Origin of the sequence: Marinitoga sp. 1137 (assembly GCF_001941525.1) — a bacterium.
GTDB lineage: Bacteria > Thermotogota > Thermotogae > Petrotogales > Petrotogaceae > Marinitoga > Marinitoga piezophila.
Window position 1 is genome coordinate 202396 of the sequence record NZ_CP009471.1, and the last position, 14348, is coordinate 216743.

The following is a 14348-nucleotide window of genomic DNA, read 5'->3' on the forward strand; positions in this document are numbered from 1 at the left end:
TTACAGGTGATTTATATGACTCTTATCGAAGAAATAAAAAAAGGTGAAAATAAAAAATTAGAATTTAAAGAAAAATTATCAGGAAACTACAACAGTTTTTTGAAAACTGTTGTAGCTTTTGCTAATGGTAGTGGTGGGAAAATAATATTTGGAATAAAAGATAAAACACATGAAATAATTGGAATTGATGATGAAGAAATTTTTGATTTATCCGATAAAATATCAAATTTAATTTCAGAAAAATGTTTTCCTGCAATAATTCCAGAAATTTATATTGCAAACGTTGAAAATAAAAACTTATTGGTTGTGGAAATATTTTCCGGGCAATTAAAACCATATTATTTAAAAGAACAGAATAATAAGAAGAAAGTTTATATTAGAGTTGGTGCTACAACGAGGCTCGCTGATGAAAATATTATAAAGGCTTTAGAACGAGAAAAATTAAATATATCCTATGATGAAGAGATATTATTTGATTATCCAGAAGAGAGTATTGATTTTCAACCAATAAAAACAGATTTTAAGAAATTTACTGGTAAAGAATTAAATGAAATTAAAATGGTGAATTTGAAGATTTTAAAGGAATATAATAAAAAGAAATTTCTTACCATTGGAGGAGCTTTATTAATTGGTAAAGATGAATTTCTGGAATATGCCGGAATAAAATGTGCAAGATTTAAAGGAAATAGCGTAAATGAATTTATTGATAGTAAAGAATTTGTTGGTCCATTATATAAAATTGTGGAAGAAGCAATTAATTTTTCAAAAGTTCATATTGAAAAAAGCATGATAATAACTGAAATTCGAAGGCGGGAAAAATATATAGTACCTATTGAAGTTATTAGAGAAGCAATAATAAATGCTGTTGTTCACCGTGATTATTCAATCAATTCTGATATAAAACTGGCTATTTTTGATAATAGAATAGAAATAACCTCACCAGGAGGATTACCAGGGAATCTTGATGTAGAATCAATAAAAGATGGTCGTTCTGAAATAAGAAATAAAGTAATTGCAAGATTTTTTAAAGAAATCAGGTATATTGAACAATGGGGAACAGGAATAAGAAGAATAATCGAGTTATGTAAATTAAATGGATTAAAGGAGCCAGAGTTTATTGATGACGGAAGATATTTTAAAGTTATTATTTATAAGATAATAGAAAATAAAGAAGCTTTTGAAAATACAGTGCCGGAAAGTGCCGGAAAATTGCCGGAAAGTGCCGGAAAATTGCCGGAAAGTGCCGGAAAATTGCCGGAAATAAACGAGGATATATTAAAATTTTTAAATGAACATGGGAAAATCACAAGGAGTGATGTTGAAAAAATCCTTAATATAAAAGAAAGACAGGCGCGTAATATTTTAAAAGAATATGTTGAAAAAGGATTACTTAAAAGAAATGGCAGCGGAAAAAATACATATTATACAATTAATCCCCACTCGTAATGAGTGGGGATTGTATTAATAAACATTATTTGGATTTGATAAAAATTCTTCTTTAAATTCGAGAAATCTATCTTCTTCTATAGCTTTTCGTACCTCTTTTACAAAATTAATAAGGAATCTAAGGTTATGAATACTCAATAATATCTTACCAAGTATTTCATCTTTTCTTATGAGGTGGTGAATATAACCTCTTGTATGGTTTTGACATGCATAACAATCACATTTGTTGTCTATTGGTTCAGTTGAATATTTCCATTTTCCTGCTTTTAAATTCACCTTTCCTTCCCAGGTCATAGCAGTTCCATGCCTTCCCATTCTTGTTGGAAGAACACAATCAAACATGTCCATGCCATTTTCAACAGACATTAATATTATTAAAGGTGTTCCAATTCCCATTATATATCGAGGCTTATCTTCAGGTAATTTTGGTCCTGAATGTTTTAATATTCTTTCGGTTTCAGAATAATGTTCTCCAACAGACAATCCTCCAAGTGCAAAACCGTCAAAATCAATTGAAGTAATCTGTTTTAAGCTTCTATCCCTTAAATCTTCATGGAATCCACCCTGAACTATTCCAAATAAAGCCTGGTCTTTTTTAGTATGAGCTTTATATGAACGCTTAGCCCATTCAAAAGTCCTATCTACTGATTCTTCAACATATTTTCTTTCAGCACCAGCTTCCACGCATTCATCAAAAGCCATGGCAATATTTGAACCTATTGTCATTTGAATTTCCATAGATAATTCAGGAGTCATCATAATTTTCGAACCATCAAGCGGTGATCTAAATAGCACCCCTTCGTCAGAAATCTTTCTATCTCGTAAAGAAAATACCTGAAATCCTCCACTATCAGTTAATATTGGCCTATCCCAATTCATAAATTTATGTAATCCACCAGCATTTTTAAGCACTTCTAATCCCGGTCTCAAAAATAAATGAAAAGCATTTCCAAGTATTATCTCTGCTTCAATATCTTTTAAATCTGAGTTTTTTAAGGCTTTTACTGTTCCGTTAGTTCCAACAGGCATAAATACTGGTGTTTCAATTATCCCATTTGGTGTATATATTCTTCCTCTTCGTGCATTACTGTGTTTATCTTTGTGTAATAATTCATATTTTAAAGGTCCTTCAAGCATCAAAAATCCTCCTATAATTTAATATTTTTCTCTTCAAATAATTCTCTAATTTTCTTTACTAATCCATCAGTTTCAGCAGTAAATTCATTGATATCTTCAATCAATTCTTTTTTATATTCTTCATCTGATAAATATTGTATATTATCTTTTACCAGGATTAGACCTGATTGTAACGTAGCCCAGGCATAATATCCTGTTATGATAGCATCTGAAAGTAAATTTTGGTTTCCATATTTTGCAATATTGTATGAATTATTTAAAATTTCATAGCCGCATTTTGCAATTTTATAAGCTGTTTCTATACCATTTCGTACAGCAATATTTATTTTTTCTTTATCCTTTGATTTAAAGGCATCTTTTATCCCTTGATATGCATTCATATCTTCTTCAGCAAGTTCAATAAGCCTTTCTTTGCATTTTAAAAAGTTTTCCAGAGATTTTTCAATAATTGGTTGAAAATCTTCAAGTCCTTTTTTCTTTAATGAATATTTTGACACCATTATTCCCAACGATGCAGCAATTGCTCCGCAAACGCCAGCCATTGCTCCTCCGCCAGGTGTAGGAGTTTTGGCGCTTAAATCATCAAGAAACTCTATTATTTTTTTTTCATTTAACATAATTTCACCTCCATAATGGAATGTTTTCTAATAGTATTATATCAAAAATAAATTTTTATATAGTAAAATCGCCATATTTTTGTGATAAAATTTAAGTAAAGACTAAAACGAATATGAAAGGGAGGAATTTATATGTATAAGAAAATTCAGGAAGCAGCAGAATATATTAAATCAAAATCAGATATTAAACCGGTAATTGGATTAATTTTAGGATCTGGATTAGGATATATCGCTGACGAAATTGAAGATCCTATTATTATTGATTATAAGGATATTCCGCATTTTCCACAGTCTACAGTAAAGGGTCATGCAGGAAAAATGGTTATTGGCATGTTAGAAGGGAAACCTGTTATCACTTTAAAAGGAAGATTTCATGCATATGAAGGTCATGAGTTAAGTAAATTGGTATTTCCAATTTATGTTTTTAAAGAACTAGGCGTTGAAGGACTTGTGTTAACTAATGCTGCAGGTGGAGTTAATAGAACATATAATCCTGGAGATATTGTAGCTAATACAAGTTTTATAAATTTCACATTTAAGAATCCATTAATTGGTCCAAATATTGACGAAATGGGTCCAAGATTTCCATCAATGGCAACACCAATTGATAGAAAATGGCTTGATAAAATTGAAAAAGGTGCTGAAGAAAAGAAAATAAAGATTCAGGAAGGAACATATTGCTGGATGTTAGGTCCATCTTATGAATCACCTGCAGAAATAAAGATGCTTGAAAAATTAGAAGGTGATCTTGTTGGTATGTCAACAATGCCGGAAATTATTGCTGCAAATCATTGTGGCATAAAGGCCGTTGCTTTCTCTGCAGTAACTAATATGGCAGCAGGTATTTTGCCTCAGCCACTTAATCATAAGGAAGTTATGGAAGTTGCTGAAAGAATAAAACATAAATTTGCTAAAGTTGTAAAAATAGCAATTAAAACGTTTTGAGGTGATTGGATGTTGAGAAATATAGAAGCTATAGTTGGTGAAATAGAAAAAGCAAAAAATATTCTTGTTGTTGGACATATTATGCCAGATGGTGATGATATATCATCAGTATTATCAATGGTTATTGCTTTGGAAAGATTAGGAAAGAATGTAAGAGGGGTTATTGATTATGAAATCCCAGCGTATCTTGAAGAATTTCCAGGAGTTAAGGATAAAATAAAATCATATGATTGTATAAAAGAATTTCCAGCTGAATTAATTATTTCAGTGGATGCTTCTTCGCCTGACAGAATAGGTAGGGTCTATGACCATTTTAAGTTTGCAAGAAGTATAGTAATTGATCATCATGCAACTAATACATATTTTGGAAATATTAATTGGGTTGAAATGTATGGTGCAACTGCACAGATGGTTATGAGAATAAATAAAATGTTAGGTGTTGAGTATGATAAAGAATTGGCAACTGCAAATTTATTAGGAATTGCTACAGACACAGGATTTTTTAAATACTCAAATACTGATGCAACAGTTTTTGAAGATGTTGCATGGCTTGTTGGAAAAGGTGGAGATATTGCATTTATAAGTAATATGATTCTTGAAAATAGACCTCTTGAACATATACTTTTATATAAAGATTTCCTTGATGTAATGAAATTGGATTATAACAATACAATTGCATATTCACATATTACATTGGATATGTTAAAAAAATATGATATTAAACCAAAGGATTCACCATCATTTGTTGGGGATTTAAGATCCATAAAAGGCGTAGAAGTGGCTATTACATTTACCGAAGCTGAAGAAAATGAGTTTCATGTTAGTATGAGATCAAAATCATGGTTTGATGTTTCAAAAGTTGCTGTACATTTTGATGGCGGTGGCCACCCAAGAGCTGCTGGGTTTAGTATAAATACAGATAATATTGAAAAAACTGAACAAGAGGTTATTGATACAATAAAAAAATTAATGGAGAGTTATAAATGATATACTTATTTATATTATTTCTCTGGTTAGGGTTTATAGGATCATTAAATGATATATCCATATCTCTTGGAATAATTATTTCTATTGCTGTTGTGAAAATTTCTGAATATTTTCTAAAAGAAGAAATTAAAGGAGTTGTAGAATTATTTATATCAGCCATTGGCAGAATTATTCAGATGTATAAAACAACATTCAAAATGTTACCTTTTCTAATAAAAAAAAGTTATACTGGGCTTGTTCCAGTAGATGTAAATAATAAAACTGATTCTGAGAAAGCTGCTATAGCAAATTGCATTACCCTAACACCGGGAACAATGTTTATTTTTGAAGAGAATAATCATTTAATAATCCATAAAGTTGATAAATCACCCGATGAAGCACACAATCCAAACAATGTATGGAAGGGTGAACTGTTTTGATATTTATAATTCTCGATATATTAATTTTAATTTCTTTGCTATTAATGATAATAAAACTTATACTCGGTCCCACAGCGTGGGATCGAGTTTTAGCATTTGCTTCAATGTCATCTAAAATTTCTATATTATCTATTGTTTATGCAATAAATAAGCAGTTTTATGTAATGATTGATATAATTATAATCTTTCTGGTATTAAATTTATGGGGAGTTGTAATTATCTCAAGGTTCCTTGAACGGAGTGGAAAAAATGATTAGCAATATATTGCTTATTGTTGGCGGGATATTAATATTATTGGGAAGTATAGGAATGTTAAATCAAAAAGATTTATATACGCGAATTCAATTTGCGGGGATTGCCGATACTGTAGGAACTTTTACAGTACTAATAGGTTTTGCTTTAAAGTATCAGGACGAAATATTCCGTTTTTTAATTATAAGTATTTTAATATTATTAATAGGTCCCGTATTATCTCATGCAATTGCTCACAGTGCTGCACAAAATAAGGTTAAGGTGAGAGATAATGATTGAAATTGTACTTTTGACTTCTTTACTAATTCTTGCAATTATGATGTTTTTTGTGAAAAAATATATTAAAGCAATCCTGATATATGCATCATTTGGAACGATTTTATCGGGTGTTTTTTTTGTTTTTAATGCACCTGATGTTGCTGCAGTTCAAATGACTATAGGTTCTGCATTTATAATCTTTGTCTATATTATCGCAATAAAAACAAGGTCTAAAATTAGAGTTGGGTATATAGAAGCACCGTATTTAATTGAAGAAATTGATGGAAAACTAACGGGTTTTGAAAAGGAACTCATTGAAAATTTCTCTGAAAATTCTTTTTTTGATGTAGAATATGTAAAGATGGATAAAAATAGCCTTTTAGAAAATATAAAAAAGGAACGTTTAGATATGATAATTGGCGGAATAAGTATTGAAAATCCCAAAAAATTAAAATTATTGTTTTCCAAAGAATATCTTCCAACAAAATTATTTATAGTCAATGAAGAAATACCAGAAGAATTTAAAATGCTTTTTTCAGATTTTGAAAATAAAAATTTGATGGATTACTTAAGATTAAAAGCTTATTTGAGAAAAGAGAAAAATATTTCTCCAGAAGAATATAAAAGCTCAGGTTATATAGCACTATTTCCAAAAAATAATAAAGCGTTAAAGGATGAATTTAACAGGTTTTTAAAAGGTTTCTTATCTTCAAAAGAATATGAAAATATAATCCGGAGGAATCTGGGATGAAAAAATTATTTCTTTCTTTATTATCACTTGGCTTATTCTTTTATATTTTAATAGTTGAAGTTCCTCATGAGTTTATAAAAAATCAATATTATGGAATTAACGTTTTAAATGAAAACGGATCTTTGAATATTGTGTCTGCAATAGTTTTAGATTATAGATTTTATGATACTTTCTTTGAAATTCTTGTTTTTACAGTTACTATAATTGGAATTTCATATTTTATGAAATTCTTTGGAAAAAGTGAATATGAATTTTCCGAACCATCTGTTGTGTTAAAAGTCTTTTCACCTGTTATGTTTCCAATAACACTTCTTCTTGGTTTTTATAATACATTTACAGGCCATTTATACCCTGGTGGAGGATTTAATTCTGGAATTATTTTAGGAACAGGCGTTCTTTCATTGGCATTGGTAAAAAAATATGAGGATATTGAAGAAGTATTTGAAAAATCTCATATTGAAGAAATAAAAGTCTTAGTGCCGCTTTTTATAATTATATATGCAGTAATTGGAAAGATTTTTTTTGGTGAATATTTTATAAATTTTTTCCCGAAGTTTGAACCGGGTTCGCTTTTCAGTGGTGGGAGTGCAATAATGCTAAACTCTTTTATTGCTTTTGAGGTTTTTGGTGGCTCCTGGACAATATTATATCAGTTTATAAAACATAGGGGGCTGTTATAATGAGTTATGTATACATAATATTCTCATTTATAATAATCATTTTAGGATTATTGGGAATTATTATAAAAAAAGACTTAATAATTAAATTATTTTTTTTAAGTATCTTTCAATCTGGTGTTTTGTTGTTTTTTACCTTTGTAGCCTATGATGAAAATATACCTATAATATCTCAGCAAATTAGAGGGAATTTTTCAGATCCGTTAATACATTCGTTTTTATTAACTGTTATTGTTATTGGTTTTGCCACAATTTCACTTTCTCTTGTTTATATTATGATACTTGCAGAAAAATTTAAAACTCATAATGTTGAAATTATAGAAGAGGAGTTAGAAAAATAATGGCTATTTTATTGATTTTATTTCCTGTATCAATGGGAATTATAGCATATCTTTCCAGACATCACCATCAAAAAATTGGTTATATAACCTATGCTTTTCTTATTACATTAAATACGTATTTAATGTTCTTTGGAAAAGAAGAAAGAGTATTTCCAGGTGGTTGGAATAGATTTAACGGAATAGAAATCTATTTTCCGAGAGAAATGTATGTTGTTGCCTTCTTTTTCAATATTATGATGTTTATAATATATTGGCGTTCAGCAAGACGTCATGATAATATCTTTACGGCACTCTGGCTTATTATAAATGGTACGCTCATTGGTATATTAACCTCAGAAGATTTTTTTAATACATATGTTCATTTAGAATTAATTTCAATATCTTCATTTTTGCTAATTGGAATAGGAAGAAATGAAAGAAGGATATGGGCAAGTTTAAAATATATGTTTTTGAGTTATATTGGATTAACCTTTTATTTAATAGGAGTTGGTCTAATATATGCACAAACTGGAAGCTTGAATTTACATATAGCATTTTCAAAAGAACCAAATCCTTTAGCTGTTTCACTTATTGTTACTGGATTGTTAGTTAAAAGCGGTATGATTTTTTTATCTGCATGGTTACCAACAGCACATTCTGAAGCTTCTTCTGAAATTTCCGCGGTTTTATCAGGTTACATTGCACCAATTGGAACTTATGTAATATATTCTTTTGCTTTATATGACGGATTTTATAATGAAATAAAAGAAATTTTATTAATTTATGGTTTTATTTCTTTAATTATTGGTGGTATTTTAGCTTTTCTGGAAAATGATGCCAAAAGGATACTTGCATATTCGACGATATCTCAAATGGGATTAGCAATGATAATTATAGCTGAAAAGAAAGAACTTTTTATTCCGTTTTTTATTATGCATATGATATATAAATCTTTAGCTTTTTACAATGTTGGAAGAATTTATGAAAAAACGCATATTCGTAGTATAATATTATTGAGAGATGTAAATAATTACGATATAAATAAAATGCTGGCTATATTCAGTATTTTTGGTTTATCAGGAATTTTTCCATCACATGGATTTTTTGTAAAAGAAAGTATAGGTATCCATGGGGATTTAAAGATATTATTGTATATATCAGCATTTACAACAGCGATGTATTCAATAAAAATAATAAATGCTTTAAAACTATCAAAAAAAATATATTATTCAACTATATTAATTTCTATTATTCCATTAATTGGAATTGTTGAATATCATTTTACCAAACTTGATTTAATTATTTCCATTACAGCTTTAATAGTTTCACTTGCTGTTTCCAATTTGAAAACGAAATCATTATCTATTAAATTAAATTATCTGGAAAACTCTTTGATATTGCAGATTTTTTCAATTGTTATTGGTTATTATATAATAAAATTAATATAAAGTGAGGGAGAGAAAGGAGGAAGTTTATGTGAAAAAGTTTTTTGTATTGTTTTTGACTATGGTATTTATGGGGATGGGGTATGGAGCATTACTAAAGTCTGTTGATGGAAATACTGTTACAACAGAAATCATTGAAATAAAAGATGGCGTTGTAAAAATGAAAGTTTTTAATCAGATAATGACAGTAATGCTTGATAATGTTTTATATATTTCTTTTGATGAAAAAACAACGTCTGATTATGGAGTAATTGTTGATGATAAGATTTTTGAAGGTAAATTAACTTCTTATGCATCTGGAACAGCTAATATCCAAATGAATATTGGTGAATTAATATTAAACGATGTTTCAAAGCTAAAGTTTGTAAATGTTGCACATCCAGAGGTTCCAGATGTTGAATGGACAAGAAAAGAACAGCCCACTAACTTTGAAATAACATTAGGGGATAATTATACTGAAATTAAAGGTAATATATTTGAAGCTAAAGATAATCAATTGTTTTTGAATATTCCTGTTTTAGGGCAAGGTGCTCTTGATTTATCAGTAATAAAAAGTATTTCATATCCGAAATATGAATTTAAAAAACCATATACTCTAAAACTTTATAATGGTTATGAATTTAAATATGAAAAACTCATAAAAAAGGTAAATGATTATTATTTCTTTGATGTTGGCTATGGAACTTTGAGTTTATTAAATAATGCTATTTACGGATTTTCTGGAGGTATGGAAAAACCTGAAAGCAAATATACATATTTTGTATTGCAAAATGGAATGAAATTTTTTGGAGATATTACAGGTAGTGATGAAGCTAATATAAATGTAACAAGCATTTTTGGAGAACATACAATTTCAAAGGATTCAATTTTAACCTATGCAAAAATACCTGATGAAAATACAATGGTTGTTCTTTCAAAGGATGGAATATTATATGGAAATTATACAAAAGAAAACAGAAAAATCTCATTTAAACCGCAGAACAAAAGCGATATAGATTTAATAGATGTTGTTTCAGAAAAAACTACAGAAAACGTTTTGAAAAATCCTGAAATAAATTGGGATCTAAAAAGCAATGTAATAGGTAAAGCTATAGCTTTAAGTAAATATAATCTTCTTGCTTATGGAAATGACAAAATGGTTATGATTGTATCAGATATAACCAATGAAGGTTTTGATAGTTACAATCACGATAATAAAATCACGGCACTTGCTTTTGATGATGAAGATCAGTTATTATATTCTGGTGATGAAAAAGGTATATTAAATGTTTATAATCTTACTACAAAGAAGATTGATTATACCTTTAATTTTAAAAACGGCATAACCTATTTAACAGCGAAAAATAAAATGGTATATGTAGCTTTAAAAAATGGCAATTTATATGTAATTACTGGAACAGAGAAAAAGCTCCTTGTTGATTTAAAAGAAGAAATAACAAAAGTTAGTGTAAATGACAGAGCTATCTATATTTCAACATTAGATGGTATGGTTTCTAAAATTGATAAATTTAATGGTAAGTTAATCTGGAAGGTTAAATTCAATAATACAATTACAGATATCTTATTGTTAAAAAATGACAAATATCTTATTGCAGCAGAATTTGATGGAAAAATTTCTATAATAAATATTGAAGATGGAAATGTTTTAACTTCCTTTAAATCATTTGAAGGTGTGTATAACGTTTCACCATCTCTTTTGAAAAAATATTTTATTGTTTCCGGTAAAGGCGGTAATGTGGAAATATGGAATAGTGTAAATTTGAATAAAGTTTATAGTTTTAACTTAAAATACGATATAAAATATGCTTTAGTTGATAAAACAGGAGATGTGATTTTCTTACTTGGAAAGGATTCTGTAAAATCAATGAAAATATTTCAATATTAAAAATAGCTCCCATCAGGGAGCTATTTTTAATTATATATTTTTTCCAGCTTTTTTTAGATAATTAATTTCATATACCATAACTAAAATCATAAATAAACTAAAAACAAAAATGTCAATTTTAAATATAGGAGGATTCTCCTGACTTGTATAAACTGCAAGCCATCCAAATATGTATTTTAATATCTCATATATCCCTATTAAAACAGAAATAATACCACTAACGATAATATGTGCGGAACGATGATACCATATATTTTTTATATCTTCCCAAAATCCAAAAAAAGCTATTAATGATACAGTAATATAGGAAAGGAAAATGAAATTATCGTATGAAAAATTTATATAACCCATTATTAAAGACATAATTCCTATTATAATGAGCAATAATCGTTTGTTTTTCATAATATAAAACCTCCAATCCAATATACAAGATTGGCAAGGCCATAAGCTACCAATAATGTATAAAATAATTCAAAGAACATCCATTTCCAGCTATTTGTTTCTTGTTTAATTACACTAAGTGTAGCAAAGCATGGAATATATGTCAATACAAAGAATATTAAAGCTAAAGCTGAACGTTCTGTTAAAATAGTTCTTAAAGCATATGAAATTCCGTCTTCTCCAACGTTTAATATGGTCATATATGATGATGCAACAACTTCTTTTGCAACAGCTCCGAATAATAAGGAAATATTTGTTTGCCAATTCCATCCTAAGTGCATTGTTATAGGTTCAAAGAATTTACCAAGCATTGCTGCATATGAATTAGCTATATCATTATTATTTGGAAAATAAGATAAAAGCCAGATAAAAATAGTTGCGATTAATATAATTCCTCCAGCTTTTTCAAGGAAATGTTTTCCTCTATTCCATGAATATAAAGCAAGATTTCTAAATGTAGGCATTCTAAAACGTGGCAATTCTATTGTAAATGGAACTTCTTCACCACGGATAAAGAAGATTTGTAATATTTTAGCTGAAATTAAAACTAATAAAATACTGGTAATATATACAGAAAGCAATATAAATGCAGCATTTTTATCGAAAAAGGCGCTTATTAAAAGTATAAATACAGGTAATCTTGCTGAACATGAAGCAAATGGGATACTTAAAATTAAAGCCATTCTTTCTTTCTTATTGGCAATAGTTTTTGTTGACATTATTGCCGGAACACTACATCCAAATCCTAAAATTATTGACATAAAAGAACGTCCGCTAAGACCGAATTTTCTAACCAGTTTATCAACAAGAAATGCGGCACGAGGTAAATACCCAGATTCTTCTAAAAATCCCATAAAGAAAAATAGCACGAAAAGTTGTGGGATAAATACTAAAACTCCGCCAACTCCACCGATAATTCCATCTACAATCAATGAATTTAACCATGGAATTTGAATCTTACCATCAATTAAGTTACCTAATGCGCTAAATCCCATATCAATTAGATCAGAAAGAGGACTGGCAATATTAAAGGTTAAAGAAAATACAAAATACAATGCAATAACATAAATTAATAACCCTAAAACTTTATGTGTCATTACATGATCTAAAATGTCTCTCATTGCCCAGCTTCTACCTTCTTCAACGACAGCGCTGTTTATAAGAGAAGAGATAAATTTAAATTTCCAGTTCATAAATTCTGATTTTAATTTATTCATATCGAATTTTTTGTTAATATGTTCTATTAACTCTTCAGGATAATGAAAGTTTTTATTTCCAAATTCAAGATAGTATATTGCCAACCATCTTGAATCATATGAATTTAACATGGAATATTTTTTCACTTCATTTATAAATTCGTTTATGTACTCATTGATTTTATCTGTATAAAGAAAATTTTTCGCAGGAACATGTTTTGTTTCAGCAGTTTTATGAATTTCTTCAAGTAATTTATCAATACCAATATTTTTCTTCGCAGAAGTTAAAATTACGGGGATATTCAATGTTTTTGAAATAAATGAAGGATTTATAACCTTTCCTTTTGCTTCAGCTTCATCAATTGAATTTATTGCCAGAACAACCGGTAAATTCATTTCTAAAATCTGAGTCAAAAGATACATTGAGCGTTCAAGGTTTAATGCATCAGCAACAACGACTACAGCATCAGGAGATTCATTTATTAAATAATCACGTGCAACCTTTTCATCGTCACTTTGGGCTGAAAGCGTATAAATACCGGGTAAGTCAACTAATTTAAAGTTGTGTCCCATGTATTTAAATGAACCAACCTTTTTTTCTACAGTAACTCCAGGCCAATTGGCAATATACTGCCTACTTCCAGTAATAATATTAAATATAGAGGTTTTACCTACATTTGGATTACCTATTATGGCTATTTCAAAAGTCATATCTTACCCTCCACAACTTTTTTTATTGCAAAAACCTTTTAAAGGACAACTTTCACAGGTTAAGTTCATTGATTCAAAAGTGTTTATTTTGACACCGTTTGATAATAAAAAAGGATAAATAATGTTCCAATCAGTATCAGAAAGATTAAAATATCTTTTTATATCATCAGTAGATACATTTTCCTGTTGACTATTAATATACTCCATTATTTCGTTTACCATTATTCCACCAGCTTTATTATCTGATTTTTCTGAGAATTATTTTTCTCGACCTTCCTTTACCAAATCCTATTTTTTTACCATTTGCATTAATTAAAACCTTTCCATAATTATTGCTTAAAACCTGAATTTTACTGCCTATAGTAATACCTGTCTTCTCCAATTCTTTTTTTAATAACATTCCGCCTTTAATCATAAAAACTTCATACATTCCAGGACGTGCCTCATCTAAAGTAATATATTCTTCAGTAACATCAACAAAAATACGCTGAGCTTCGCTTTTTCTTATCATAATTTTATTATCTTCAATTTTAAATACCATTGGGTCACCAAATGGTGATTCATGAACATAAGTTATTTTCTTACCAGGCAATACCCCCATGGCAATAAATCTTTCCTTTATTGAATCTTCAAAATCGAGCCTTACAATTATTCCATCCATTCCTATTATTAAACTGCTTAATGGTATTATCATGGCGAATTCCTCCTAAATAGAATATAAAAACAAAATCAAAAAGTGTTGTGATATTTTTCATTACTATTATACTCTAAATCTGTTAAAAAGAGTCAGAATTAGAGCAAAGGTATTATTACCTATAAAGAATAAAAAATATTTTTTTATCTTTTACCGCAAAAAATCTT

General features: G+C 28.7%; 17 protein-coding genes. 11 read left to right on the forward strand and 6 right to left on the reverse strand.

All coding sequences use genetic code 11. The features are described from left to right. Positions 1-15: 15 nt before the first annotated feature. Positions 16-1446 (forward strand): RNA-binding domain-containing protein, encoded by a 1431-nt coding sequence (locus LN42_RS01065; RefSeq protein ID WP_075780131.1) that lies wholly within the window; start codon positions 16-18, stop codon positions 1444-1446. 15 nt (positions 1447-1461) lie between these two features. On the opposite strand, the gene tgt is transcribed toward LN42_RS01065, so the two are convergent. Together tgt and LN42_RS01075 are read right to left on the reverse strand one after the other, a co-directional pair. Further along, complete coding sequence (tgt, locus tag LN42_RS01070; protein WP_014295699.1) at positions 1462-2583, reverse strand: tRNA guanosine(34) transglycosylase Tgt; 1122 nt, start codon at positions 2581-2583, stop codon at positions 1462-1464. 11 nt (positions 2584-2594) lie between these two features. Beyond that, positions 2595-3200, reverse strand: a complete 606-nt coding sequence (locus LN42_RS01075) for a cyclodeaminase/cyclohydrolase family protein (protein WP_014295700.1) — start codon at positions 3198-3200, stop codon at positions 2595-2597. A 132-nt stretch (positions 3201-3332) separates the two neighbouring features. Here LN42_RS01075 and LN42_RS01080 point away from each other — a divergent pair, with 132 nt between their 5' ends. From LN42_RS01080 to LN42_RS01125, 10 genes are read left to right on the forward strand one after another with little or no spacing between them, the layout of a single operon-like run. Then, entirely contained in the window at positions 3333-4145 is an 813-nt protein-coding gene (locus tag LN42_RS01080) for a purine-nucleoside phosphorylase (RefSeq protein WP_075780132.1), read from the forward strand. A gap of 9 nt (positions 4146-4154) precedes the next feature. Further along, entirely contained in the window at positions 4155-5132 is a 978-nt protein-coding gene (locus tag LN42_RS01085; protein WP_075780133.1) for a bifunctional oligoribonuclease/PAP phosphatase NrnA, read from the forward strand. Beyond that, the gene (locus tag LN42_RS01090; protein ID WP_014295703.1) at positions 5129-5551 is read left to right on the forward strand and encodes a Na+/H+ antiporter subunit E; all 423 of its coding nucleotides are present in this window, start codon (positions 5129-5131) and stop codon (positions 5549-5551) included. Before LN42_RS01085 ends, LN42_RS01090 begins: the two co-directional genes overlap by 4 nt. A gap of 44 nt (positions 5552-5595) precedes the next feature. Then, on the forward strand, positions 5596-5808 hold the full coding sequence (locus LN42_RS11210) for a monovalent cation/H+ antiporter complex subunit F (protein ID WP_148265118.1): 213 nt from the start codon (positions 5596-5598) through the stop codon (positions 5806-5808). Continuing rightward, positions 5801-6082, forward strand: coding sequence for a monovalent cation/H(+) antiporter subunit G (gene mnhG, locus LN42_RS01100; RefSeq protein ID WP_014295705.1), 282 nt, complete (start codon positions 5801-5803; stop codon positions 6080-6082). The genes LN42_RS11210 and mnhG overlap by 8 nt, the downstream gene beginning before the upstream one ends. Continuing rightward, positions 6075-6812: a transporter substrate-binding domain-containing protein gene (locus LN42_RS01105; RefSeq protein WP_014295706.1), complete on the forward strand. Its 738-nt coding sequence runs from the start codon at positions 6075-6077 to the stop codon at positions 6810-6812. The genes mnhG and LN42_RS01105 overlap by 8 nt, the downstream gene beginning before the upstream one ends. Then, positions 6809-7492: an MnhB domain-containing protein gene (locus LN42_RS01110; protein WP_014295707.1), complete on the forward strand. Its 684-nt coding sequence runs from the start codon at positions 6809-6811 to the stop codon at positions 7490-7492. The genes LN42_RS01105 and LN42_RS01110 overlap by 4 nt, the downstream gene beginning before the upstream one ends. Then, the gene (locus LN42_RS01115; RefSeq protein WP_075780135.1) at positions 7492-7830 is read left to right on the forward strand and encodes an NADH-quinone oxidoreductase subunit K; all 339 of its coding nucleotides are present in this window, start codon (positions 7492-7494) and stop codon (positions 7828-7830) included. Before LN42_RS01110 ends, LN42_RS01115 begins: the two co-directional genes overlap by 1 nt. Further along, on the forward strand, positions 7830-9257 hold the full coding sequence (locus LN42_RS01120; protein WP_075780136.1) for a complex I subunit 5 family protein: 1428 nt from the start codon (positions 7830-7832) through the stop codon (positions 9255-9257). Before LN42_RS01115 ends, LN42_RS01120 begins: the two co-directional genes overlap by 1 nt. A 28-nt stretch (positions 9258-9285) precedes the next feature. Then, positions 9286-11139 (forward strand): PQQ-binding-like beta-propeller repeat protein, encoded by a 1854-nt coding sequence (locus tag LN42_RS01125; RefSeq protein ID WP_014295710.1) that lies wholly within the window; start codon positions 9286-9288, stop codon positions 11137-11139. A 30-nt stretch (positions 11140-11169) separates the two neighbouring features. On the opposite strand, the gene LN42_RS01130 is transcribed toward LN42_RS01125, so the two are convergent. Genes LN42_RS01130 through LN42_RS01145 form a run of 4 tightly spaced genes read right to left on the reverse strand, consistent with a single transcriptional unit; the run spans position 11170 to position 14181 of the window. Next, complete coding sequence (locus LN42_RS01130; RefSeq protein ID WP_014295711.1) at positions 11170-11541, reverse strand: hypothetical protein; 372 nt, start codon at positions 11539-11541, stop codon at positions 11170-11172. Next, a complete protein-coding gene (feoB, locus tag LN42_RS01135; protein WP_014295712.1) occupies positions 11538-13487 on the reverse strand; it encodes a ferrous iron transport protein B in 1950 nt (649 codons plus the stop codon). Before feoB ends, LN42_RS01130 begins: the two co-directional genes overlap by 4 nt. A gap of 3 nt (positions 13488-13490) precedes the next feature. Then, positions 13491-13709 (reverse strand): hypothetical protein, encoded by a 219-nt coding sequence (locus LN42_RS01140; RefSeq protein ID WP_075780137.1) that lies wholly within the window; start codon positions 13707-13709, stop codon positions 13491-13493. 16 nt (positions 13710-13725) lie between these two features. Continuing rightward, positions 13726-14181, reverse strand: a complete 456-nt coding sequence (locus LN42_RS01145; protein WP_014295714.1) for a FeoA family protein — start codon at positions 14179-14181, stop codon at positions 13726-13728. Positions 14182-14348 lie beyond the last annotated feature (167 nt).

Coding starts and splice junctions, on each gene's coding strand:
- LN42_RS01080 (WP_075780132.1), top strand. CDS start 3,333: ATGTATAAGAAAATTCAGGAAGCAGCAGAATATATTAAATCAAAATCA.
- LN42_RS01115 (WP_075780135.1), top strand. CDS start 7,492: ATGAGTTATGTATACATAATATTCTCATTTATAATAATCATTTTAGGA.
- LN42_RS01110 (WP_014295707.1), top strand. CDS start 6,809: ATGAAAAAATTATTTCTTTCTTTATTATCACTTGGCTTATTCTTTTAT.
- LN42_RS11210 (WP_148265118.1), top strand. CDS start 5,596: ATGATAATAAAACTTATACTCGGTCCCACAGCGTGGGATCGAGTTTTA.
- LN42_RS01075 (WP_014295700.1), bottom strand. CDS start 3,200: ATGTTAAATGAAAAAAAAATAATAGAGTTTCTTGATGATTTAAGCGCC.
- LN42_RS01090 (WP_014295703.1), top strand. CDS start 5,129: ATGATATACTTATTTATATTATTTCTCTGGTTAGGGTTTATAGGATCA.
- LN42_RS01105 (WP_014295706.1), top strand. CDS start 6,075: ATGATTGAAATTGTACTTTTGACTTCTTTACTAATTCTTGCAATTATG.
- LN42_RS01085 (WP_075780133.1), top strand. CDS start 4,155: ATGTTGAGAAATATAGAAGCTATAGTTGGTGAAATAGAAAAAGCAAAA.
- feoB (WP_014295712.1), bottom strand. CDS start 13,487: ATGACTTTTGAAATAGCCATAATAGGTAATCCAAATGTAGGTAAAACC.
- LN42_RS01145 (WP_014295714.1), bottom strand. CDS start 14,181: ATGATAATACCATTAAGCAGTTTAATAATAGGAATGGATGGAATAATT.
- LN42_RS01065 (WP_075780131.1), top strand. CDS start 16: ATGACTCTTATCGAAGAAATAAAAAAAGGTGAAAATAAAAAATTAGAA.
- tgt (WP_014295699.1), bottom strand. CDS start 2,583: ATGCTTGAAGGACCTTTAAAATATGAATTATTACACAAAGATAAACAC.
- LN42_RS01130 (WP_014295711.1), bottom strand. CDS start 11,541: ATGAAAAACAAACGATTATTGCTCATTATAATAGGAATTATGTCTTTA.
- LN42_RS01140 (WP_075780137.1), bottom strand. CDS start 13,709: ATGGTAAACGAAATAATGGAGTATATTAATAGTCAACAGGAAAATGTA.
- LN42_RS01120 (WP_075780136.1), top strand. CDS start 7,830: ATGGCTATTTTATTGATTTTATTTCCTGTATCAATGGGAATTATAGCA.
- mnhG (WP_014295705.1), top strand. CDS start 5,801: ATGATTAGCAATATATTGCTTATTGTTGGCGGGATATTAATATTATTG.